Below are 20,512 nucleotides of genomic sequence, written 5' to 3' on the forward strand. Positions count from 1 at the left end.
ATCTGACGGAGAAACAACCCATGCAAATTGAAGGCTGGACCCAGACGCTCGGCGCCGGTCCCCTCCTGCTCATCGCGGCCGGCGCAATCGCAGTGCTCCTGGTACTCATCATCAAGCTACGGGTCCATGCATTCGTTGCACTGATCCTCGTCAGCCTGCTGACCGCGTTCGCTACCGGAATCCCGGCCAACCAGGTAGTGCCCGTACTGACCAGCGGGTTCGGCTCGACGCTCGCGACAGTGGCGTTGCTCGTGGGTCTGGGTGCAATGCTGGGGCGCCTGGTGGAGACAAGCGGCGGTGCGAAAGTGCTCGCCGACTATCTCATCGGCAAGTTCGGTGAGAAGAGGGCGCCGCTCGCTCTCGGCGTCGCGTCACTGATTTTCGGCTTCCCGATCTTCTTTGACGCAGGCCTCGTGGTTATGCTGCCGGTGGTGTTCTCAGTGGCCCGGCGACTGGGCGGCGGCGTACTGATCTATGGCCTGCCCGCTGCGGGCGCCTTCTCGGTGATGCACATCTTCGTACCGCCCCATCCCGGCCCGGTTGCCGCCTCTGAGTTCTTCGGAGCAAATATCGGTCTCGTTGTGCTCGTGGGACTCATTGCGGCCATTCCCACCTGGTACGTTACGTGCTACCTCTACGGGCTGTGGACGGGCAAGCGTATTGTCCTGCCGGTTCCGGCGCTCCTCGGCCAGGCGGATGAAGAACACGAGAACAATCCGCCCTCTTTCGGTACCGTCGTGGCAATCCTGCTGCTTCCGCTGGTTCTCATTTTCCTGAACACCGGTTTGAACGCGCTCAACGTCGGCGGTGCACTTCCGGAAGGCGCTGCCGACCAGGGGTGGTTCCAGGTGCTGCGGACCGTGGGCGAGACGCCGGTCGCCCTCCTGATCGCCCTGCTCGTCGCTGCCTATGTACTTGGACGACGACGCGGTGTTGAGAAGACCGCGCTCGAGAAGGTCCTCGAATCCTCGTTGGGGCCCGTCTGCTCGGTCATCCTCATCACCGGCGCCGGCGGTATGTTCGGCGGCGTGCTGCGGTCCTCCGGAATCGGAGCAGCGCTTGAGAGCGCACTCGGCAACCTCGGCATTCCCGTCATCCTTGCGGGGTTCCTCATCGCCGCAATTCTTCGAATCGCGCAGGGTTCCGCCACCGTTGCACTGACTACAGCGGCCGGCCTGATCAGTCCTGCAATCGCATCGGCAGACTACGGTGGTCTCCAGCTGGCAGCCCTCGTGATCGCGGTTGCTGCCGGCTCCGTTGTGGTCAGCCACGTCAACGACTCAGGATTCTGGCTGGTGGGCCGGTTCTTCGACATGGATGTGAAAACGACCTTCAAGACCTGGACCGTGATGGAGACAGCCATTGGCGTGATGGGCTTCGGGATCGCCGCCGCCGTCTTTGGGCTTGCCTCCCTCGGATAAGAACTGCAACGCCCGGACGTAAAGCCGCCGGACGTGAAAAGAGGCGCCTTCCGCTCGGAAGGCGCCTCTTTCATGTTCGGGCTTAGGCGAAAGCTGCTACCGCCAGCGGGTTGTCATCAGGAATCCGACAATGGCAATTCCGAAGCCGATGAGGATGTTCCAGGAGTCGATTCCCGGAATGGGAAGGCGTCCTTCCGAGATGTAGTACACGAGGATCCACAGCAGCCCGAGCACCATCAAACCGAACATCACCGGCTTGTACCAGACCGGGTTGGGCTTCGGCTCCGCAGCGGCGCGCGTCTTCGACTCGACCTGCTTCTTGCGGGACTTCGACTCGGGCACGGATCCTCCTGGACGCGGCTGGGCTTCCAGCCGCTGTGTTTGCGGTCATACGGGCACCGAACGCGGGCACGACACCAGTTATCCTGAGAACAGGACTATTGTCATCGGCGCGGTTCTAGCTGCCCATTCTAGCTAATGAACCGGCGCTATGAAGCCGAACAACCATTCGGTAGGCAGGGAGAAGGTTTGAGCAACCTCGGCGGCGGCATCGCGGTGACCCGCCGTGATCGATCCCAACGCCCGTCCGCTCGTCGCCGTCGTCGCAGTTTCCTGCAGATAGCTGCCCAGGTATTCGGTGAACTGCTCATCACGGCCGGTGTGATCCTCCTGTTGTTCGTCGCCTGGCAGCTCTGGTGGACAAACGTCGAATCGAACGCCAAACAGGACCAGGCGGTGGAGGAGTTTTTCGCGGACCTCGGCGAGAATCCCGTCACCCAGGAACCCGAAGAAGACATCCAAACCTCCGGCGGCGATCAGATCCCCGTGCTGGAGACGATGGCACCGGGTGAGACGTTTGCTGTCATCTACATCCCGCGGTTCGGAGATAACTACACCCGCCCGGTCACAAGTGGGGTTACAACGGCGGTACTCGATAATCTGGGTCTCGGCCACTATCCGGAGACGGGCATGCCGGGCGCCGTAGGCAACTTCGCGCTGGCCGGCCACCGGCAGACCAACGGGGCTGTCCTCGACGACATCCACACGCTGGTGCCCGGCGACCGCATCTATGTGCAGACCCAGGACGGGTTCTATAGCTACGTGTACCGCAATACCCAGATTGTGCTGCCCGACCGCGTTGATGTACTCGCGCCGGTTCCCACACGGCCGGGCGTGGAACCGGAGGAACGGATGCTCACCCTGACAAGCTGCAACCCCCGCTTCGGCGCACAGGAACGAATCATCGCCTACGCCGTGATGGAATCTTTCCAGCCGCTGGCCGACGGGCCGCCGGACGAGATTGCCGCCCAGGTGGCGGACGTCGCTGCTGGATCCGCCTGATGTACGCATTCATTTTCCGTCACCTGCCGGGGCCGCTCTGGCTGCGCATCATTTGGGTGATTCTGCTGGTCGCCGCAGCGCTGGTAGTTCTTGTGACCTGGGTCTTCCCCTGGCTCTCCCAGTTCAGCCCTCTGACCGATTCAACGATTGGCACTTAAGCATGAGTAATCCCACCCGCATTCTGGTTGTCGATAACTACGACAGCTTTGTGTACACCCTGGTCGGTTACCTTCAGGAACTCGGCGCAGAGACCACTGTCGTCCGGAACGACGACGTGACGCTCACCGAAGCGGTTGCGCTTGCCGAAGCGCGGGACGGGGTCCTTATCTCTCCCGGTCCGGGTGCCCCTGCCGAGGCTGGCGTCTGCATCGACCTCATCAAGTGGTGCGGCGTGAATGGCAAGCCGATGCTGGGCGTGTGCCTTGGCCACCAGGCACTCGCCGAGGCTTACGGAGGATCGGTTACCCACGCCCCTGAACTGATGCACGGCAAGACATCCCTGGTGGAGCACGACTCCACCAACGTGTTCGAGGGACTGGACTCGCCCCTGACGGCTACCCGTTACCACTCGCTGGCAGCGGTCGGCGAAGTTCCCGCGGAGCTCCGTGTCACGGCTCGAACGGCGAGTGGCGTCATCATGGGCCTGGAGCACCGTTCGGCCCCGCTGTGCAGCGTGCAGTTCCATCCGGAATCGGTGCTCACCGAGGGCGGATACCGGATGCTGGGAAACTGGCTGGAGACAGTCGGCCTGAATGGTGCGGCTGACCGCTCAGCCAAGCTCAGCCCGCTGATTCACCAGCAGTCAGGGTCTTAGGCCCTCAAGAGCGTCGCTGATCAGCCGCCGTTTCCGTTCCCCTGACCGCCTCCGTTCCCCTGGCCGTTTCCGTTCCCCTGGCCACGTCCGCTTCCCTGGTTGCCTCCGTTCCCCTGGCCACGTCCGCTTCCCTGGTTGCCGGGATCTTCCTCGGCAGGAGCACTGGACGTGGGGGCGGGACTCGCCGGCGCGGAGGGTTCTTCTTCGGGTGGCTCTGTGGCGACGTAGAGCACCACTTCAGTGCCCGGCGCGACGTTGGAATCAGGACCTGGCTCGTGCCGCACTACAAGCCCGGGTTCGACGACGGCGTTCACCTCCTCCTCGATCCGCGGCACCAGCGCACGGACCGGGTCTTCGAGAAGAGCTACGGCTTCCTCGCTGGGCAGACCGATAAGCCGTGGAACCGTCACCAAGCCGGTGGAAAGCACCAGGTTCACTTCTGTTTCCGCAGGCACTGACGAACCGAGCGCCGGTTCAGTTGCAATGACCCTCCCGGCGGGGACGGTGGCGCTGTTCGCCTCACTTACGCTGCCGCCGCGCAGACCGATCGATTCGAGTGCGTCCCGCGCGGACGATTCGGTCATCTGGAAAAGGTCATCAGGGATAGTGCGGTTGGCGGGACCATCGGAAATCAGCAGAGTCACCAATGAGTCCGGCTCAACCTCACTGCCGGTCTCGGGCTCCGTGCCGATCGCAAGTCCGGACTCCACCTCATCATGGAAGGTATGTTCCACCTGGGGTCGGAGGCCGACGGCGGTAAGCGCGTTGCTGGCCTCGGTTGAAGTCATTGATTCGACAGACGGTACCGAAGTGAGCACAGGCTCCTCCGGCTGCGAGTTGAGAATCCCGAACAGTGCGATGGCACCGGCTGTCAGCAGTAGGGCCAGCAGCACAAGCAGCACCGCGATCCAGCCGCGCCGCCGGGAACGACGCCGGTCATCGGCGTCGCGCCCGCTCTGTTCCGCATGCGCTGCCGTCAGCGGACCGGTCTCCTCATCCTCCATCAGTGGACTGCCAGCAATGCTGCCGCCGGCCAGGACCTTGGCCATGGCTCTCGTCTGCGGGGCGTCGTCGTCAGCCCGGGTTGGAACCGCAGCGAGCGCCTCGGTCGGATCACCGGGTGCACCGGGCGGTATGCCCTTCCGGGCGTCAAGGAGCGCGGTCCGGAAATCTGCGGCGGTCTGGAAGCGCCGGGCGCGGTCCTTCTCAAGAGCGATGTGCAGCACTGACTCGATCTCCGCCGGAATGCTGCCGTCGAGTTCGCGTGCGGGTGTGGGAGCCTCACGGACATGCTGGTAAGCAACGGAGACCGGGCTGTCACCGATGAATGGCGGCCGCCCGGTCAGCAGTTCGTACAGTAGGCACCCGGCCGAGTACAGGTCGCTGCGCGCATCGACAGTCTCCCCGCGCGCTTGCTCAGGCGATAAGTACTGCGCGGTGCCGATCACCGCCTGCGTCTGGGTCATGGTTGCTGCGGAGTCAGCGATTGCGCGGGCAATACCGAAATCCATCACCTTTACCTGGCCCTCAGGAGTGATCATGACGTTGGCCGGTTTGATGTCCCGGTGAACGATTCCGGCACGGTGGCTGTACTCCAGTGCTGAGAGAACCCCCAGGAGGTAGTTCACGGACGTCTCCGGGGTGAGCTCCCCGGCCTTCAGCAGGTCACGCAGAGTGCGCCCGGCGACGTATTCCATTACGATGAACGGAACCCGGACCTCGTCATGGTGCTGGCCCTCAATTTCTTCCTCACCGGTGTCGTACACGGAGACAATCGTTGGGTGGTTCAGCCCGGCCACAGCCTGGGCTTCCCGGCGGAAACGGGACTGGAACAGCGGGTCCCGGGCCAGATCCTGGCGCAGCACCTTGATGGCCACGGTCCGGCCAAGCCGGACATCGCGACCAAGGTGGACGTCGGCCATTCCGCCACGGCCGATCAGTTCACCCATTTCATAGCGTCCGTTGAGGACTCTCTCGCTGCTCACCTGGTGCCCCTTCACATGCTTCCTAGGGCTGGTCCTGGCCAGGCGGGGTCTGGCCGGGTCCGATCGCCGGCGGCGCTTCGGTCTCGGGGCCCGAAGAGACGACGTAGCGGACCGTGCTGCCCGGTTCCAACTCGGTTCCTTCTGCCGGATCCACTGAAAGTACGGTGCCAGCTTCTTCCTCGGATGTCTCAGTGCCGGAACGGACGGCACTGAGCCCCAGATCGGCAAGGGTCTGCTGCAACTCTTCCTCGGTGGCGCCTTCGAGGCCCTCCGGCAGTGTCACTGTCTCGGGTGCCTCCGCGAAGGTGACCGTGATCTGAGAGCCGGGCGCGAGGGGACCCACCGGATTCAGTGTCAGTACCGTACCGGGGGCGAAGTCATCCGTAACCTCCGGCTGCTGGTCCACCGAAAATCCAAGTGCATTGAGCTCAGTCACGACGTCTTCAATCGGCCGCCCCTGATAGGTCAGCGCGTCCACCACGATCGCTTCCGGCGTTGTGGGCGCCGGGGTTGCGGGCTCGGGAGTTGTCTCTTCCGGCGTCGGACTTTCGGTTGCAGGCTCAGTTTCCGTTTCCGACGGAGACGGAGACGCCGAGGAGGTGCTTGGCGCCGGGGCGGGGTCGTCGTCGCCTCCCGCCAGAAGGGGAGCCAGCAGGAAACCGGCAACCGCAAGCGCCGCCAGCACGAGCAGGACGATCAAAGCGATGAGCCAGGGGCTGCGCCCGCGTGACTCCTCCTCGCGCGGGGCTGCGTCATCAATGTCTTCCTCGCTCCATTCACGGGATGCTGCCACCGCCCCCGCATCGGCGCCGACACCCGCAACGGTCGGCAGGGCCGAGGTCGTCGGGGCGGGAACAGCTCGGGTGGCGCTGGTGGGCGCAGGCACGGGAGTGGTGAGTGGCCCGGTGGGGTCCGTGAAGAGAAGCATGCCGGGAACGGCGGCCTCGGCCGCGCGGACATCGTTGCGGCGGATCGCTGCAACAGCCTCGGCTAGAGCTTCAGCGTTCGGCGGGCGGTCCGCCGGGTCCTTCGCCAGCATGCTGGCAATGAGCGCACGAACCGCGTGGGGAATGTTTTCCGGGAGGTCAGGCGGAGCATCGTTGACCTGGGCGAGTGCAATGGCGATCTGCGACTCGCCCGAGAACGGGCGACGGCCGGCGAGCAGCTCATAGCCGATCACCCCTAGTGCATAAATATCGCTGGAACCGGTTGCCTGCTGGCCGGTGGCCTGCTCAGGCGCCAAGTACTGGGCGGTGCCCATTACCTGGCCAGTGGCAGTCAGGGGAACCTGATCCGCCAGGCGTGCGATTCCGAAGTCGGTGATCTTCACGCGGCCGTCCGGCATGATCAGCAGGTTTCCCGGCTTCACGTCGCGGTGCACGAGTCCCTGACGGTGGGCAACGCTGAGGGCTGTTGCGGTCTGGCCGATGATGGAGAGCGCCCGGTCCGGGGACAGGATCTGCTCACGCTCGATGATGGTGGACAGCGGCTGACCAGGAACGAGTTCCATCACGAGGTAGGCGGAGCCTCCCTCTTCCCCATAATCAAAGACGTTTGCGATGCCCTCATGGTTCAGCAGTGCAGTGTGGCGGGCCTCGGCGCGGAACCGATTGAGGAACCCGGGGTCGCCCGTGTATTCCTCTTTCAGGATTTTGATGGCCACGATGCGGCCAAGAACCTGATCCCGTGCCTTCCAGACCTCACCCATACCCCCGATGGCGATGCGATCAGTGAGCTGGAACCTGCCGCCTAATGTGATACCTGAAGTAGGTCTCACCTATTCAACACCGCCTCTATGAGTTGCTTAGCGTTTGGACTTGTCAGCTGGGCGCCCGTCGCGATGTCGACGTCCTGCATAACGATGGAAACCACTACTTCCGGATTGTCCGCCGGAGCGAAGCCCGTGAACCAGGCGTTGTCTCCCTGCTCGGGAACTTCCGCCGTGCCGGTCTTCCCGGCCACGTCCACGCCGGGGACCGCAGCGTTCTGCGCGGTACCGTTCTCCACCACGTTGACCATCCAGTCAGTGATCTGGTTGGCGTTATCAGCGTTGAGCGACTCCCGGAAAACCTCCGGCTCAGGTTCATCGATGATGGAGAGATCAGGCGCGCGGACGGCTTTCACCAGATTCGGCTTCATCAGCACACCGTCGTTGGCGATGGCCGCGCTCACCATCGCCATCTGCAGCGGTGTCACCGCGACGCTGAACTGCCCGATGGCTGACTGCGCGAGCTGCGCTTCACCGAGCTCGTTGGGGAACTGGCTGGCCGTGACGTCGACCGGGATATTGAAGTTCTCCCCGAAGCCGAAGTCCTGCGCCTGCTCCAATACTGCCTGCTCACCGAGCTCCCAGGCGATCTGCGCGAACGGCGTATTGCAGGACTGCTCCAGGGCGAATTCGAGGTCTGCGGTGTCCCGAGCAGCGCATCCGCCTGTGGTGAAGTTAGGGAGCCCCACGTCTGTACCGGGCAGGTCAAGCACCGGCGGGTTGGGAATGGTGGATTCCGCGTCGAACTGGCCTGTTTCTAGGGCTGCTGCCGCCACCACGAGCTTGAACACTGAGCCCGGAGCAACCAGGGCCTGCGTGGCCGGATTGAAGTAGATGGACAACCCCGGAACTCGGGACAGCTGCTCAATGTTCTCCACAACCACCGAGGTGTCGTGTGCGGCCAGCAGATTGGGGTCGTAGGACGGCTTGGACGCCATCGCCAGGATGTTTCCGGTGGCCGGCTCCATCACCACGATCGATCCCGTCTGGCCCTCGGGGATCATGTCCCAGGCCATCTGCTGCAGCTGCGGGTCAATGGTCAGCTCGACGGACGCACCCTGGGCCTGGGCGCCGGAGAACAGGCGCACCATCTGGTCGATGAAGAGGTCGTCACTACTGCCCGAGAGCTCTTCGTTCATGACGTTCTCAAGCTGGGTGGACCCGTTCACCAGCGAGAAGAAGCCGGTGAGGTGCGCATACATTTCCGGCTGGTTGTAGACGCGCTGATAGTTGAACTGGTCGTCGGAGGGAACCGATTCGGCAACGGGACGACCGTCGACCAGAATTGCGCCGCGGTTCTTGCCGTAATCCTGCAGTATCTGGCGCGTATTCCAGTCGTTGTTCTCGAGGGCGTCGGCTTCGAAGAACTGGACGTAGGTGAGCGATCCCAGGACCAGCGCGAACATGCTGATGGCTACGATCCACGAGCGTCGGATGGCCTGGTTCATGCGCTGACCTCCCTGGTGCTGCCCGTTGCCGGGGTGTTGCGGTTCTGCTTTCCGTCAGTGAATGTTTCACGCACGGGACCCTTGACTGCCGGCCGCCGGGCCGTCTCGGAGATGAGGAGGAGGAGGGCGACGATGATCCAGTTCGCCAAGAGGGAGGAACCGCCGGCGGACATGAAGGGCGTGGTGAGACCCGTGAGCGGGATCAACCGGGTCACACCGCCGATGACCACGAAGCACTGTAGGGCGATGGTGAACGACAGGCCGCAGGCCAGCAGTTTGCCGAAACCGTCGCGGGTACCAAGTGCTGCCCTGAATCCGCGCGAGATGAGCAGGATATAGAGCAGCACGATGGCAAAGAGTCCGATAAGGCCGAGCTCCTCGCCGAGCGCAGTGATGATCATGTCGCTATTGGCATAGGTCACCAGGTCCGGTCTGCCTTGACCGAGTCCGGTGCCGACGAGCCCGCCGTTGGCGAGCCCGAAGAGCCCCTGGACCACCTGGCCGCTTCCACCAGGATTGCGGTTGAAGACTTCCGGCTCGAACGCGTTGATCCAGCTGTCGATGCGCAGGGCGACGTGGCTGAAAAGCTGAAGGGCGACATAGCCGCCGACGGCAATCATCGCCAGACCGATCAAGACCCAGCTGACGCGTGAGGTGGCGACGTAAATCATTGCCATGAACAGGCCGAAGAACAGAATGGAGGAGCCAAGGTCGCGTTGGAAGATCAACACGCCGATACTGACCAGCCAGGCAGCGACCATGGGAGCAAGGTCACGGAAACGTGGAAGCTGCAGCGGTCCGAGCTTCTTGCCGGCCAGCAGGATTAGATCCCGGTTCGTCGAGAGATACCCAGCAAAGAATATAGCCAGCGTTATTTTCGCGACTTCACCGGGTTGGAATGTGCCTACACCGACATTGATCCAGATACGCGCTCCGTTGATCTCTACTCCGAGCGGGGTGAGCGGCAGCATCAGCAGAACTGCGCTGACAATCAGGGAGATATAAGTGAAACGTCGCAGTATGCGGTGGTCACGGATGACCAGAAGTGTTGCGATGGACGCGGCCATGGCGACCGTCGTCCAGAGGAACTGGCTCGGAGCTACGGGTTGCGCTTCGGCGGGAAGCGCGAGGTCCAGCCGGTAGATCATAGCCAGGCCGATTCCGTTCAGAGCGATGACGATCGGAAGTATTACCGGGTCAGCATACTTAGCGCGGAAGCGAAGCAGAAGGTGGAAAATCAGTGCCAGGGCCGCCAGGGTGCCGCCCTGCAGCCAGAAGGCTGAATCGAAGGGATTATCCTTGTCCAGGCCGACCAGCCAGTTGGCGCCGATCGCTACGGTCAGCGCGACGAGCAGCAGAAGCGCCTCGGCATTGCGCCGGGACTTGGGGACAGTGAAAACCTCACTCATTGGACTCTCCCTCCACACAGGGCGGGTTCGCCCGGATCGGCATCGGCGCTCGCGGATGCACCCACACTCGGTTCAGCAGTGGCGCTGGCACTCGGCTCCCGCGTTGCGTCGGCAGATGCCGACGGCTCTGGCGTCGTCGTCTCAGGTGAAGCTGAGCTTGTAGGCGAGGGGCTCGCCGACGGGCTGGGATCACTTGCGGGCGGACAGGGCAGCGCGCGAAGCGACTGGCGTAGGTCCTCGACGATGGTTTGGGCATGTTCAAGGTCCCTTGCCGCAAGGGTGTTTTCCAGGCGGTTCCGCTGAAACTCCGGAAGGCTCGAAACCGGGATATCAGTTGTCTGGTCGACGTGACTCAGTGGAATCGGCCCCAGAGTCTGTGCAACGCCGTTATAGATGGCCACGCTGTTCTCGAAGGTCGCAACGTAATAGCGGGTCTGGGTCCACACGTAGCCGAGCGAGAGGACTGCTGCGAGAATGAGGGCCATGAGAGCCAGGGCGGCGGGCATCAGCCAGCGCCGGCGGCGGGAATCAGACGCACCCTCGGTGTCGTCGTCGTCGTTCTCAGTACCGGCAGGCGGCGCCTTGTGCGTCAACATCATGGCCGCGCGGCGCTCGGTGGACCTTTGGGTGACAATCGGAATCTGGCCGGTTTCGGTAGCCAGCGCGGCGGAGCCCACGAGAGTATGAGGCCTGGACGTCAGATCCTCACGGATGACGTCCGCTCTGATGGCGACGCCCGGAGTCTCCACATCGGGCGAAGCTGCACCGCCGTCTTTTTCCCCGGCGGCTTCACGGGCGGGCGGGAGAGCGGTCAGCGCCGCTGTGCGCAGATCCTCGGGCGTGGCGGTATCCACGTCAACCACCACGATGGTGACGTTGTCGGGTGAACCGCCGGCCAGCGTCAGGTCAACGAGCGTGTTGACGCAGGCTGACAGATCGTGCGTCTCGCGAATAACCCGCTCGACTGTGCCGTCATCGAGCACCGCGTTCAATCCGTCGGAGCAGAGCAGCCACCGCTCGCCCGGCGCCGCATCTAGGGTGGTCAGGTCGAGTTCCGGGCTGGCATCAACGTCACCGAGAACACGCATCAGCACGTTCTTGTGAGGATGGATTTCAGCTTCTTCCGGCTTCAGCCTGCCCTCGTCGATGAGCCGCTGCACGAAGGTGTGGTCGACGCTGATCTGTTCGAAAACGTCGTCTTTGAGCCGGTAGGCGCGGGAATCACCGATATGGGCAAAGGAGATTTTCTCGCCGTTGAGGAGCAACGCGGTGACTGTGGTGCCCATGCCGGCCAGTTGCGGGTTGGTGCTGACCAATTCGGACAGGAGGGAATTGGCGGTCTGGATTTCGTCAGCAAGGTGGGTGCCGGCGTCGCCGTCGTAGTCCTTGCGGTCAAGATGCACCAGATCCAGGACGGTCGATGCTGAGGCGATGTTGCCGCCCGCGTGACCACCCATGCCGTCAGCTACGACCGCGAGATAGCGCCCGGCATAAGCGGAATCATCGTTCTTGGCGCGGACTTTTCCCACATCAGAGCGGGCCGCGAAGCGGAAAACCAAGGCCATGTACTACTGCCTCAATTCGATGACCGTCTTACCGATCCGAACTGGTACTCCAGGCTCCACTGGTTGGGCACGGGTCAGCTGGTTGCCGCTGAGATAGGTTCCGTTGGTTGAACCGAGATCTTCGATGAACCATCGGCTCCCCTGGGGGAAAAGCCGGGCGTGGCGGCCGGAGGCATAGTCGTCTTCGAGGACGAGGGTAGCTTCCTGCGCGCGGCCCAGCAGGATAGGGCTGGATGCAAGGTCAAGGGCCGTGCCCTTGAGCGGACCCTCCGTGACAACGAGGCGCCGGGCCTGTGCCTTGGCGGGCGGCTCCTCAACCAGCTCTGGATGCTTGCGGGCCTCGCGGGCTGTTGGGGCGCCGGTACGGTTGCGGCGCCCAACCACGAGGTCGCGTCGGAGAGCGCTGACAACACTGAGCACGAGGATCCAGATCAGGAGAAGAAACCCGTACCTCAGCAGCGTCACGGTCAGATCACTCATGCTTGGCGGCCACCGTTCTGCACAGGTACAAGTCGGAAAGTCATACGGGTGTGGCCCATCGTGATCACTGAGCCGTCTGTCAGTTCAGCCTCTCCCCGTACGCGCTGCCCATTGACGTAGCTGCCGTTCGTTGAGCCGAGGTCCACCGCGCGTGACTGGCCCTGGCCGGTGTGGATTTCGAGGTGCCGCCGGGATACTCCGGTGTCATCGATGAGGATGTCGGCTTCGGAGGAGCGGCCCAACAGGACGGAGCCGGCATTGAGCGAGAAGCGCTGGCCGTCGAGTTCGAGAACGGGCTGGTAGCGGGTGGGCTGGCGGTTTGGGGCGCTGGGGGCGGAACGTCGTTGCGCCGGCTGCTTTTCGGTGGCGGAGTCAATCTCAAAGGTGCCGGGCTTGAGGTCGGAATCGCGTGTGAAGGAGACCCGCACCGGCCCCTGGAGCGTGTAGTTCTGGCTGTTGACGTGCTTGATGACGACATCACACAGCTCCTCTGCGAGGGGTGCCCCCCACTCCTGTGCCAGCGCGAAGTCGGGATCCGATAACCGGGCTGTGAAAACGTTCGGAGCGAGCGTGCGTCCCTGTGCCAACGTCAACGATTTGTTGTCGAGCTCGCGGCGGAGCGCACTGGCTATTTCGACGGGTTGCACCTGGGAACGCGAACCAGTGGAGAAGGCGCCACGGACCATCTTCTCGAGACCGCGTTCGACGTTATCCAATATGCCCATGTTCTGCCTCCTCACCTGCGTCTTTGGCTGCCCGAACGTGCCCGCACGAAAGCGCGCGGAGGCATGCCGGGTCGCTGCTGTCTTGTGTCGATACTACTGGGGCGTCCCCTAAATGGCCTTAACCGGGCATGTTGCCCCGTCGATTACCTTCAACGTCTGCACCCGTCGCAAAGTTGCGGTGCGTGCGGCAGTTCACCCGTTTAGGTGTTTTCGACGCCGCTCCGTTATGCTTATTTCTGCTGTTCTAGAGATTGTTTTGACAGTCTTTCCCAGTTCTTCTCATTTGCGCGAGTGGCGGAACGGCAGACGCGCTGGCTTCAGGTGCCAGTATCCGAAAGGGTGTGGGGGTTCAAATCCCCCCTCGCGCACCAAAGAAAATGCCCCGACCTCAGGTCGGGGCATTTTGCTGTGCGGCCCGTTTTGCCTGAACAGCGTTGGGTGCCTGAACAGCCGCGCCCCGCTCATCGGAAGTCGCGGGACTTTGTGGCGGCTTTGAGCCTGAGGACCTCGAACTTGTCTGCAACCAGGTTCACTACCCCTTCATTGGATCGCTCCAGCACCCCCCGGACCAGGACGCTGCTGGCCTCCCTCGCTATCCGCCGGTACCGCTGCCACACTCCCACTGAGCAGATGACATTCACCAGTCCGGTCTCGTCTTCGAGGTTCATGAACGTGATGCCGCTGGCCGTGGCTGGGCGCTGCCGGTGAGTGACCACTCCGCCAATCTCAATACGCCGGCCGGATTCGGCTGTTAGGAGGTCTGCGGCCGTCAGTGCGCCCCGGCGTCGTAATGTGTGCCGGATGTGGCGCACCGGATGGTCATCCGGAGTGATTCCGGTGGACCAGAGGTCGGCTGCCACGCGGTCGACGTCGGTAAGGTCGGGAAACAGGGGCGGCTGAATGTACACAGTGGTCCCCTTGAGCTGGCCCTCGCGCTCGGTGGAGGCTGGACCGGCATGCCAGAGAGCTTCCCGTTGGGAAATTCCCATGGAGTCAAACGCTCCAGCTGCAGCCAGTGCTTCAAGTTGATTGGAATTCAGCTTGGTTCGGCGCGCAAGATCCCCCATGGTTTCAAACGGACCGTTGGCCTCGCGCTCCTCGACAATGGTTTGTGCCAGCTTCTTTCCGATGGACTGAACACTGTCCAGCCCCAACCGGACCGCATAGTTGCCGTCCCGCCTGTGAACGGTGGAATCAAAGGGGACTGAACGGTCAAATTTTCCGACCGGCGGCTGATGAAACGCCAGGCAGCCATCCGCACCCGTAGGTCCGGTGCCGCTTTCAGGGCCGGCGTTGCTGCCGAGCTCCAGATCCGCATGGGTTCCGGAAAGCAGGATGTCCGGACGCAGCACCATGACACCATGCCGACGGGCATCGGCCACCAGGGTCTGCGGCGAATAGAAGCCCATTGGCTGGGCGCGCAGGAGCGAGGCCAGGAAAGCCCCGGGATAGTGGAGCCGGAGCCAGGCGCTGGCGTACACCAGTAGGGCGAAGCTGATCGAGTGGCTTTCAGCGAACCCGAAGTTCGCGAACGCCTGGATTTTTCGGTACACGGAGTCGGCGACTTCACCGGTGATTCCGTTGGACTGCATGCCCTCGTACAGCTTCTCCCTGAGCGTGTCGATCCGCTCGAGTCCGCGTTTGGATCCCATTGCACGGCGCAGTTGGTCGGCGTCGGCACCTGAACAGTTGCCGACCACCATGGCCATCTGCATGAGCTGTTCCTGGAAGAGCGGCACCCCGAGCGTGCGCTTGAGAACTGGTACGAGTTTGGGGTGAAGGTAGCTTTCTTCTTCTTCGCCCAGTTTTCGTTTGATGTAGGGGTGAACCGCACCGCCCTGAATGGGGCCGGGACGGACCAGGGCAACCTCTATGACCAGATCGTAGAACCGCCGGGGCTGCAACCGCGGCAGCATTCCCATCTGGGCACGGCTTTCCACCTGGAACACCCCGATGGAATCCGCGAAGCACAGTTGGTCATAGACACCCTGCTCTTCCCGGGGCAAAGTGTGCAGCGTCCATTCCTCACCGAAGTGCTTTTTGACCAGATCAAAGTTGTACTGGATGGCCGCCATGATGCCGAGCCCCAACAGGTCGAACTTCACCAGTCCCATCCAGGCGCAGTCATCCTTGTCCCACTGCAGGACGGTGCGCCCGTCCATGCGGCCGTGTTCGATGGGACACACTTCCCCGATCGGCCGGTCCGTAAGCACCATGCCGCCGGAGTGGATTCCCATGTGGCGCGGAAACTTCAGCACTCCCTGCGCGAGTTCCACCACCGGTTCGGGGATGTCGTGATCATCGCTGGACACCAGTGCCCCCCAGCGTTCCACCTGTTTTGACCAGGCGTCCTGCTGGCCCGGACTGTGTCCCAGCGCCTTGGCCATGTCACGGACCGCAAACTTGGGCCGGTAGGTGATGACGTTGGCAACCTGCGCGGCGTTGAACCGTCCGTACTTGTTGTACACGTACTGGATGACCTCCTCGCGGCGGTCGGAATCGAAGTCAACGTCGATATCCGGTTCCTCATCCCGCAGGCTGGAGAGAAAACGTTCAAAGGGGAGGTCGTACAGAATGGAATCGACGGCGGTAATCTCCAGCAGGTAACAGACCGCGGAATTCGCCGCTGATCCCCGGCCCTGGCAGAGGATTCCCCTGCTGCGGGCGAACTGGACCAGGTCATGGACAATCAGGAAGTAGCCGGGAAAATCCTTTTCTTCGATAACCCGTAGTTCCTTCTCAATGCGCTCGTACACATCGTCGCGGCCGGCGTAATACTTCGCTGCGCCTTCCCAGACCAGCTTCCTCAGCCAACTCATTTGCGTGTGGCCGTCGGGCAGGTTCAATCTGGGCAGGCCGGGTTTGACGCTGCTGAGCCGGAACGCCAGATCATCGGCCAGTTCCACCGTCCGGTCAACCGCACCGGGATAGGCGGCAAAACGGGCGGCCATCTCCGCGCCGCTGCGCAGGTGGGCGGAGCCCGACGCCGGCAGCCACCCGTCCATGTCATCCAGTGACCTTCGCGCCCGGACGGCAGCCACGGCGGTAGCAAGCCGGTGCTGCGCAGGTACGGCGTAGTGCACATTATTTGTTGCAACAACGGGTAGTTTCAGCCGTGTTGCGATGTCCCAAAGGGCATCATTGTGCGCACTGTCCAGGGGATTGCCGTGGTCATAAAGTTCGACGGCGACATTGTCCGCACCGAACAGGTCCATCAGGTGCCGCGTTTCCTGTTCCGCATCCTGGTCACGGCCGTTGAGGAGCGCATGGCGAACGGACCCTTTACGGCACCCGGTCAGTATCATCCAGCCGTTGCCTGCCCTCCCGGCAAGCTCGTCAAGGTTGTACCGTGGTTTGCCCTTCTCGGCATCCGGTTTCAGTTGGGCTTCGGTGATTGCCGCTGCCAGCCGATGGTAACCCTCAGTTCCGCGGGCCAGGACAAGCAGATGTCTGCCTTCCGGATCCGGTTCGCCGTTTTGAGGTTTGTTCAGCTCCAGGGACAGTTCAGTGCCGTAGACGGTGGACAGCCCTGGATGTTTCTCCGCCGCTTCAGCAAGGTGGACAACACCGTAGAGACCATCGTGGTCGGTCAGGGCCAATCCGTGGAGACGGAGACGGTGGGCTTCCTCCACAAGCTGCTCGGGACTGGCTGCACCGTCAAGGAAACTAAAGTTCGAGTGCACATGAAGTTCCGCGTAAGGCACCACCGGACCGGCAGGGGCCGGTACCGGCTCTTCCGGCGGAGAATACGGATGCCGCTTCAGGGACCAGGCCGGACTGTCGCCGCCGTCAGCGCCCAACGGAGGTGAACCGGGACGGCGCCGGTCGGAAAGGGTTCGCTCAAACTCTGACCAGGGAACCGGGGGATTGTTGAAACCCATGTCAGGGCAACCCGTCCCTGTACGCAACTTCGCATGCGGAAGGCCTAGTCATAGCTGGCCTCCGCCCACCAGCGGTGATCAACAAGCAGCAGCAGCCAGGCCGTTCCGGATTCATCCACGATCTGGAACCGGTTGAGCGACCGGCCGTTCGAATCCCACCAGCGCTCAACAATGGGCCACGGCCCGGCCCAGGACGAAATGGCGGATTGCCGCGGAGGTGCGGCGACAAGTGTGACCGGAACCGCTGTCAGCAGTCCGCGTTCATCAATATCCACGGTGCTTCCTGTGCTGTCCAGCACCTGGACAGCACGGGGCTCGTCGAAAACGGTTGCCGGAGCGGGGCCGGGAAGCTGGCCAGGCCACGGAAGATTCCGGCTCTTGGCTGCAGCTTCCGACGGCGGATCTCCCCAGGGAATGAAAACCCGGCGGTCGGTAAGCATCCTTCCTCCGGCCACCATGGCCGTCAGTACCGCACCATGCCCCAACATGCTTTGGACCCGGGCAAGGCCGTGGTGAATATTTTCGTCCGGCCCGGTTCCCCACAGGCCGTCCGCGTGGTCGCTGAGATCCTCCACCGTCTCCGGTAAAAGCTGGACCCGGCTGATTCCGGAACTTAGCCCATGCTCAACATCCCCGCTGCCCTGCAGTTGCCAGCGGACGCGGTCCAGTACGTCATCGGCGTCGAACCAGCGGGGATGCCGCCAGAGCCGAACTGATTCCTCGCCTGACTCTGATTGCAGCTGCACCACCAGGACCGTGCATACCAGCCCTGCTTCGCGCAGCCGGTCCACAAATTTTTCCGCGGACAGGCGCAGGCTGAACGTAAGTTCATCAATGCGTGCCAGCGGTGGTTCACAGTGCACGACGACGTCGAGTTCAGCGGGCGGTTTTCTCTCCACCACGCTGTGATGGTCAAGTCCGCTCGCCTTGAGATGGGCCAGCGCGCCTTCCGCGCCGAACCGGTTGCGCACGTCAGCACGGGTAAGGGCAGCGAAATCACCCAGAGTACGGATGCCAAGCCGGCGCAGGACTACCGCGAGCGTTGGTTCCTCCAGAACTTCCAGGGGAAAGCTGCTGAGGAAAGAGGCAGTCTCCCCGGGCGGAATGATCCAGATGGAATCGGTACCCGGATCATCTCCGAATTCAGTTGCCCGGGCGGCATGTTCAGCAGCAAAAGGGCTGTCTGCGATTCCCACCCGGGCGGCAGTGAGACCGATGGCGGCGAGGGCCTTCAGAAGGGCAGCGGCCGCGCGCTCTTCGCTGCCGTAATACCTGGCTGGGCCTTTGGCGTGAAGGGCGCACAATCCAGGGCGAACCAATTGCACCCCGGGCATAATTTTTTCCACCATAGCTATGACGGGTTCAAAGGATCTTGCATCCAGTGCAGGGTCATAGGGAAGAACAGTAAGGCTGGTGCACCGCGTCTGGGCTTCCCGCAGGCGCAGGCCACGTTTGACTCCCTGTTCCCGGGCGGAGGGAGAGCAGGTAAAAACCTCGCCTTTCTCGATCAGCGCCACGGGATGTTCTGCCGACAGGAGGTGTTCCCTCAGCGCTGCAGTAATGGGCCAGTCGGGACACCAGAGAACCATGGTGCGGGTAGTGGTGGGGGAAGCCGGAGCGCCCTGGCCGGAACGGGTGGGCTTCATGATGCACGGGCTGACCGGGCAAAGAATCCCTGCTGCCCTGATTCCGCGTCCGCAGTGGATGTGGATGCGGGGTCAGATATGGAGGTTGACCAGGGCCCGTGCTGAAGCTCGGGAAGCCACAGGTCTGCAGTGCGGGAACGCCCGGTGGAGGCACGCGCCGTGATTCTCATTCTGCGGCTTCGAAGGTGCCCGGTTCCTGAACCCAGGCCCTGCCAGTTGCTCCCGGTTACGCTGAGCGTGGCCTCGCTGTGTGGCCAGGGGCCCATGGTTACCAACGCCGCACCCCGCTGGCGCAGGCGGGCCATGAGGCGGGACGCATCCGACGGAGCTATGTGCTGTGGGGCGCAGGTCAGGACAATGGACACCACGTCCAGCATTGCTGCGGTAACTGTGAGCCATTGATCCCCGGGATGGGGTACCAGAACCAGCCTGTCCAGTGCTATGCCGAAACTTGCAGCGGCTTCCACGCTGAAGGTTGGCATGCCGATGACGCTGCACCAGGCTCCGGCGCCTGAGGGCCCTGCCAGTAAAGCCATGGCGAGAGTGGTGGAGTTGGCCACCGAGTACGCTGCGCCCGCCTGCAGGCCGCCACCCGGGAGGATTCCGGCAAGGACCGGGACAGTTGGCAACCGCCGGGAGGAGGGCCGGCTGTTCTGCATTCCATTGATTTTGGATTGCAGTTCCGCTTTGAGCCGGGCCTTGTCACCAGCATGATCCACAGCCGACAGAGCCCGGCGGGCACCCTGCGGGGTAGAACCCGCGGGCGCCGCCTGAAACACGGCTGCAGATGATGAACTCACACTTAATGTTCGAACGCGTGTTCGATTAAGTCAATTGGCCCGGCAGCCTGTGGAGGACTTCGTGGACAACCCGTACTCAAGTACCCTGTCTCCATGTGTGGACGCTTTGTAGTGGCAGGCTCGAACAAGGATCTGGTGGACCTTTTCGACGTCGACACCGTGGGCGATAACCTGCCCGAACCCTCCTGGAACATCAGCCCAACCGACCCCATTCGCGTTGTGATGGAATCCCTCAAGGAGGACCAAATCACCCGGCGCATGGAAGCAGCGCGATGGTGGCTGACGCCGTCGTTCTCCAAGGAACTGAAAACGAAGGCACCAACCTTCAACGCCAGATCGGAAACGGTGGGCAGCAAGCCCACCTTCAAGCCGTCCCTCGAGAGCCGGCGCGCTCTCATCCCGGCCAGCGGCTACTACGAATGGCGAACCGAAGGAAAAACCAAGATCCCGTTCTACATCCATCTACCCGGCGAGCCGGTGGTGTTCGCGGGACTGTATGCATGGTGGCGAAACCGGGAGTTACCGGACGACCATCCCAACCGATGGGTCCTTTCCTCCACCATCCTGACCCGCGAAGCAGTGGGTCCGGTGGCTGAAATCCACGACCGCACGCCAGTCACGCTTCCCCGCGAGTTCTGGAACGAGTGGCTGAACCCCGCAACGAAGGGAACGCAGGAGCTGGCCGATGAAGCGGTTGCCGCCGCCACGCCCGTTGCTGAGCGGCTGCAGTTCCACGAGGTTGGCCCCGTCCGGGAAGACAGTCCCCTGTTGATCGAGCCGCTGAATCCCGCGTAAGGGCTAGCTTTTCGCGCGCCGCGCTTCCTTGGCCCGCTTTTCCTCGTCACGCACCCGCGCCATCGTTGAGCGCTCCGCAACCAGCCACTCAGGCGGTGACTGGAGCAGCGCGGTGATCTCCGCCGTCGTCAGTGGGTCTGTGATTCCACCGCGGGTCAGCCCGCTGATCGAGACACCGAGCTTCTGTGCCACCACCGGGCGCGGATGCGGACCGGTGCGGCGCAGCTCCGCCAGCCACTCGGGCGGATTCTCCTGGAGTTCGTTGAAGTCTCCGCGGCTGATGTCGGTGTCCTGGAATTCCTGCGGTGCTGCTGGCAGGTAGATGCCGAGTTTCTTTGCTGCTGTAGCCGGCTTCATGGTCTGCGGGGACTTCGCTGGGGTCATCCTCTAAGCGTACTGGCCGAGGGACCCGCGCCGAGCGACAGTGAGGTGTG

17 protein-coding genes and 1 tRNA gene are annotated in these 20,512 nt (G+C 62.9%); 6 read left to right on the forward strand and 12 right to left on the reverse strand.

Translation table 11 applies throughout. From position 1 onward, the window contains the following. The first annotated feature begins 20 nt into the window (after positions 1 to 20). Entirely contained in the window at positions 21 to 1,421 is a 1,401-nt protein-coding gene (locus tag Q0877_RS13330) for a GntP family permease (RefSeq protein WP_299168590.1), read from the forward strand. A gap of 96 nt (positions 1,422 to 1,517) precedes the next feature. On the opposite strand, the gene Q0877_RS13335 is transcribed toward Q0877_RS13330, so the two are convergent. Beyond that, positions 1,518 to 1,763 carry a cell division protein CrgA gene (locus Q0877_RS13335; RefSeq protein WP_299168591.1) on the reverse strand — a complete coding sequence of 82 codons (246 nt, stop codon included), beginning with the start codon at positions 1,761 to 1,763 and terminating at the stop codon, positions 1,518 to 1,520. A gap of 213 nt (positions 1,764 to 1,976) precedes the next feature. Between Q0877_RS13335 and Q0877_RS13340 the strand changes: the two genes are divergently transcribed. The 3 genes from Q0877_RS13340 to Q0877_RS13350 are packed head-to-tail and all read left to right on the forward strand — an operon-like array spanning position 1,977 to position 3,576. Then, a complete protein-coding gene (locus Q0877_RS13340; RefSeq protein ID WP_299168665.1) occupies positions 1,977 to 2,762 on the forward strand; it encodes a class E sortase in 786 nt (261 codons plus the stop codon). After that, positions 2,762 to 2,920 (forward strand): hypothetical protein, encoded by a 159-nt coding sequence (locus tag Q0877_RS13345; protein WP_299168592.1) that lies wholly within the window; start codon positions 2,762 to 2,764, stop codon positions 2,918 to 2,920. The genes Q0877_RS13340 and Q0877_RS13345 overlap by 1 nt, the downstream gene beginning before the upstream one ends. Positions 2,921 to 2,922: 2 nt before the next feature. After that, complete coding sequence (locus Q0877_RS13350) at positions 2,923 to 3,576, forward strand: aminodeoxychorismate/anthranilate synthase component II (RefSeq protein ID WP_299168593.1); 654 nt, start codon at positions 2,923 to 2,925, stop codon at positions 3,574 to 3,576. 20 nt (positions 3,577 to 3,596) lie between these two features. Here the strand turns inward: Q0877_RS13350 and pknB are convergent, their stop codons facing one another. From pknB to Q0877_RS13385, 7 genes are read right to left on the reverse strand one after another with little or no spacing between them, the layout of a single operon-like run. Next, positions 3,597 to 5,561: a Stk1 family PASTA domain-containing Ser/Thr kinase gene (pknB, locus tag Q0877_RS13355; RefSeq protein ID WP_299168595.1), complete on the reverse strand. Its 1,965-nt coding sequence runs from the start codon at positions 5,559 to 5,561 to the stop codon at positions 3,597 to 3,599. Between the two features lie 22 nt (positions 5,562 to 5,583). Beyond that, the gene (locus Q0877_RS13360; RefSeq protein WP_299168597.1) at positions 5,584 to 7,338 is read right to left on the reverse strand and encodes a protein kinase domain-containing protein; all 1,755 of its coding nucleotides are present in this window, start codon (positions 7,336 to 7,338) and stop codon (positions 5,584 to 5,586) included. Further along, positions 7,335 to 8,777 carry a penicillin-binding protein 2 gene (locus Q0877_RS13365; RefSeq protein ID WP_299168600.1) on the reverse strand — a complete coding sequence of 481 codons (1,443 nt, stop codon included), beginning with the start codon at positions 8,775 to 8,777 and terminating at the stop codon, positions 7,335 to 7,337. The genes Q0877_RS13360 and Q0877_RS13365 overlap by 4 nt, the downstream gene beginning before the upstream one ends. After that, positions 8,774 to 10,186: an FtsW/RodA/SpoVE family cell cycle protein gene (locus tag Q0877_RS13370; protein ID WP_299168601.1), complete on the reverse strand. Its 1,413-nt coding sequence runs from the start codon at positions 10,184 to 10,186 to the stop codon at positions 8,774 to 8,776. Before Q0877_RS13370 ends, Q0877_RS13365 begins: the two co-directional genes overlap by 4 nt. Then, the gene (locus Q0877_RS13375; protein ID WP_299168602.1) at positions 10,183 to 11,751 is read right to left on the reverse strand and encodes a PP2C family serine/threonine-protein phosphatase; all 1,569 of its coding nucleotides are present in this window, start codon (positions 11,749 to 11,751) and stop codon (positions 10,183 to 10,185) included. Before Q0877_RS13375 ends, Q0877_RS13370 begins: the two co-directional genes overlap by 4 nt. Before the next feature lie 3 nt (positions 11,752 to 11,754). Beyond that, entirely contained in the window at positions 11,755 to 12,231 is a 477-nt protein-coding gene (locus Q0877_RS13380) for an FHA domain-containing protein (protein WP_299168604.1), read from the reverse strand. Beyond that, on the reverse strand, positions 12,228 to 12,956 hold the full coding sequence (locus Q0877_RS13385; protein WP_299168606.1) for a DUF3662 and FHA domain-containing protein: 729 nt from the start codon (positions 12,954 to 12,956) through the stop codon (positions 12,228 to 12,230). Before Q0877_RS13385 ends, Q0877_RS13380 begins: the two co-directional genes overlap by 4 nt. A 285-nt stretch (positions 12,957 to 13,241) precedes the next feature. On the opposite strand from Q0877_RS13385, the gene Q0877_RS13390 reads away from it, so the two are divergent. After that, positions 13,242 to 13,327: transfer RNA gene (locus Q0877_RS13390), tRNA-Leu, on the forward strand. A 90-nt stretch (positions 13,328 to 13,417) separates the two neighbouring features. Here Q0877_RS13390 and Q0877_RS13395 read toward each other — a convergent pair. Genes Q0877_RS13395 through Q0877_RS13405 form a run of 3 tightly spaced genes read right to left on the reverse strand, consistent with a single transcriptional unit; the run spans position 13,418 to position 19,142 of the window. After that, a complete protein-coding gene (locus tag Q0877_RS13395) occupies positions 13,418 to 16,837 on the reverse strand; it encodes an error-prone DNA polymerase (protein WP_299168609.1) in 3,420 nt (1,139 codons plus the stop codon). A gap of 44 nt (positions 16,838 to 16,881) precedes the next feature. After that, entirely contained in the window at positions 16,882 to 18,483 is a 1,602-nt protein-coding gene (locus Q0877_RS13400) for a DNA polymerase Y family protein (RefSeq protein WP_299168614.1), read from the reverse strand. Next, a complete protein-coding gene (locus tag Q0877_RS13405) occupies positions 18,480 to 19,142 on the reverse strand; it encodes a hypothetical protein (RefSeq protein WP_299168617.1) in 663 nt (220 codons plus the stop codon). The genes Q0877_RS13400 and Q0877_RS13405 overlap by 4 nt, the downstream gene beginning before the upstream one ends. A 234-nt stretch (positions 19,143 to 19,376) precedes the next feature. Between Q0877_RS13405 and Q0877_RS13410 the strand changes: the two genes are divergently transcribed. Continuing rightward, on the forward strand, positions 19,377 to 20,078 hold the full coding sequence (locus tag Q0877_RS13410; RefSeq protein WP_299168620.1) for an SOS response-associated peptidase: 702 nt from the start codon (positions 19,377 to 19,379) through the stop codon (positions 20,076 to 20,078). A 3-nt stretch (positions 20,079 to 20,081) separates the two neighbouring features. Here the strand turns inward: Q0877_RS13410 and Q0877_RS13415 are convergent, their stop codons facing one another. After that, entirely contained in the window at positions 20,082 to 20,462 is a 381-nt protein-coding gene (locus Q0877_RS13415) for a DUF5997 family protein (RefSeq protein WP_367182177.1), read from the reverse strand. Between the last annotated feature and the right edge of the window lie 50 nt (positions 20,463 to 20,512).

Origin of the sequence: uncultured Arthrobacter sp. (genome assembly GCF_947495145.1) — a bacterium.
Classification (GTDB): Bacteria; Actinomycetota; Actinomycetes; order Actinomycetales; family Micrococcaceae; genus Arthrobacter_D.

What these genes read in the sequence shown, in the direction of transcription:
- Q0877_RS13330 (WP_299168590.1), top strand. Translation starts at nt 21, where the DNA reads ATGCAAATTGAAGGCTGGACCCAGACGCTCGGCGCCGGTCCCCTCCTG.
- Q0877_RS13345 (WP_299168592.1), top strand. Translation starts at nt 2,762, where the DNA reads ATGTACGCATTCATTTTCCGTCACCTGCCGGGGCCGCTCTGGCTGCGC.
- Q0877_RS13350 (WP_299168593.1), top strand. Translation starts at nt 2,923, where the DNA reads ATGAGTAATCCCACCCGCATTCTGGTTGTCGATAACTACGACAGCTTT.
- Q0877_RS13365 (WP_299168600.1), bottom strand. Translation starts at nt 8,777, where the DNA reads ATGAACCAGGCCATCCGACGCTCGTGGATCGTAGCCATCAGCATGTTC.
- Q0877_RS13370 (WP_299168601.1), bottom strand. Translation starts at nt 10,186, where the DNA reads ATGAGTGAGGTTTTCACTGTCCCCAAGTCCCGGCGCAATGCCGAGGCG.
- Q0877_RS13375 (WP_299168602.1), bottom strand. Translation starts at nt 11,751, where the DNA reads ATGGCCTTGGTTTTCCGCTTCGCGGCCCGCTCTGATGTGGGAAAAGTC.
- Q0877_RS13380 (WP_299168604.1), bottom strand. Translation starts at nt 12,231, where the DNA reads ATGAGTGATCTGACCGTGACGCTGCTGAGGTACGGGTTTCTTCTCCTG.
- Q0877_RS13385 (WP_299168606.1), bottom strand. Translation starts at nt 12,956, where the DNA reads ATGGGCATATTGGATAACGTCGAACGCGGTCTCGAGAAGATGGTCCGT.
- Q0877_RS13395 (WP_299168609.1), bottom strand. Translation starts at nt 16,837, where the DNA reads ATGGGTTTCAACAATCCCCCGGTTCCCTGGTCAGAGTTTGAGCGAACC.
- Q0877_RS13400 (WP_299168614.1), bottom strand. Translation starts at nt 18,483, where the DNA reads ATGAAGCCCACCCGTTCCGGCCAGGGCGCTCCGGCTTCCCCCACCACT.
- Q0877_RS13405 (WP_299168617.1), bottom strand. Translation starts at nt 19,142, where the DNA reads ATGCAGAACAGCCGGCCCTCCTCCCGGCGGTTGCCAACTGTCCCGGTC.
- Q0877_RS13410 (WP_299168620.1), top strand. Translation starts at nt 19,377, where the DNA reads ATGTGTGGACGCTTTGTAGTGGCAGGCTCGAACAAGGATCTGGTGGAC.
- Q0877_RS13415 (WP_367182177.1), bottom strand. Translation starts at nt 20,462, where the DNA reads ATGACCCCAGCGAAGTCCCCGCAGACCATGAAGCCGGCTACAGCAGCA.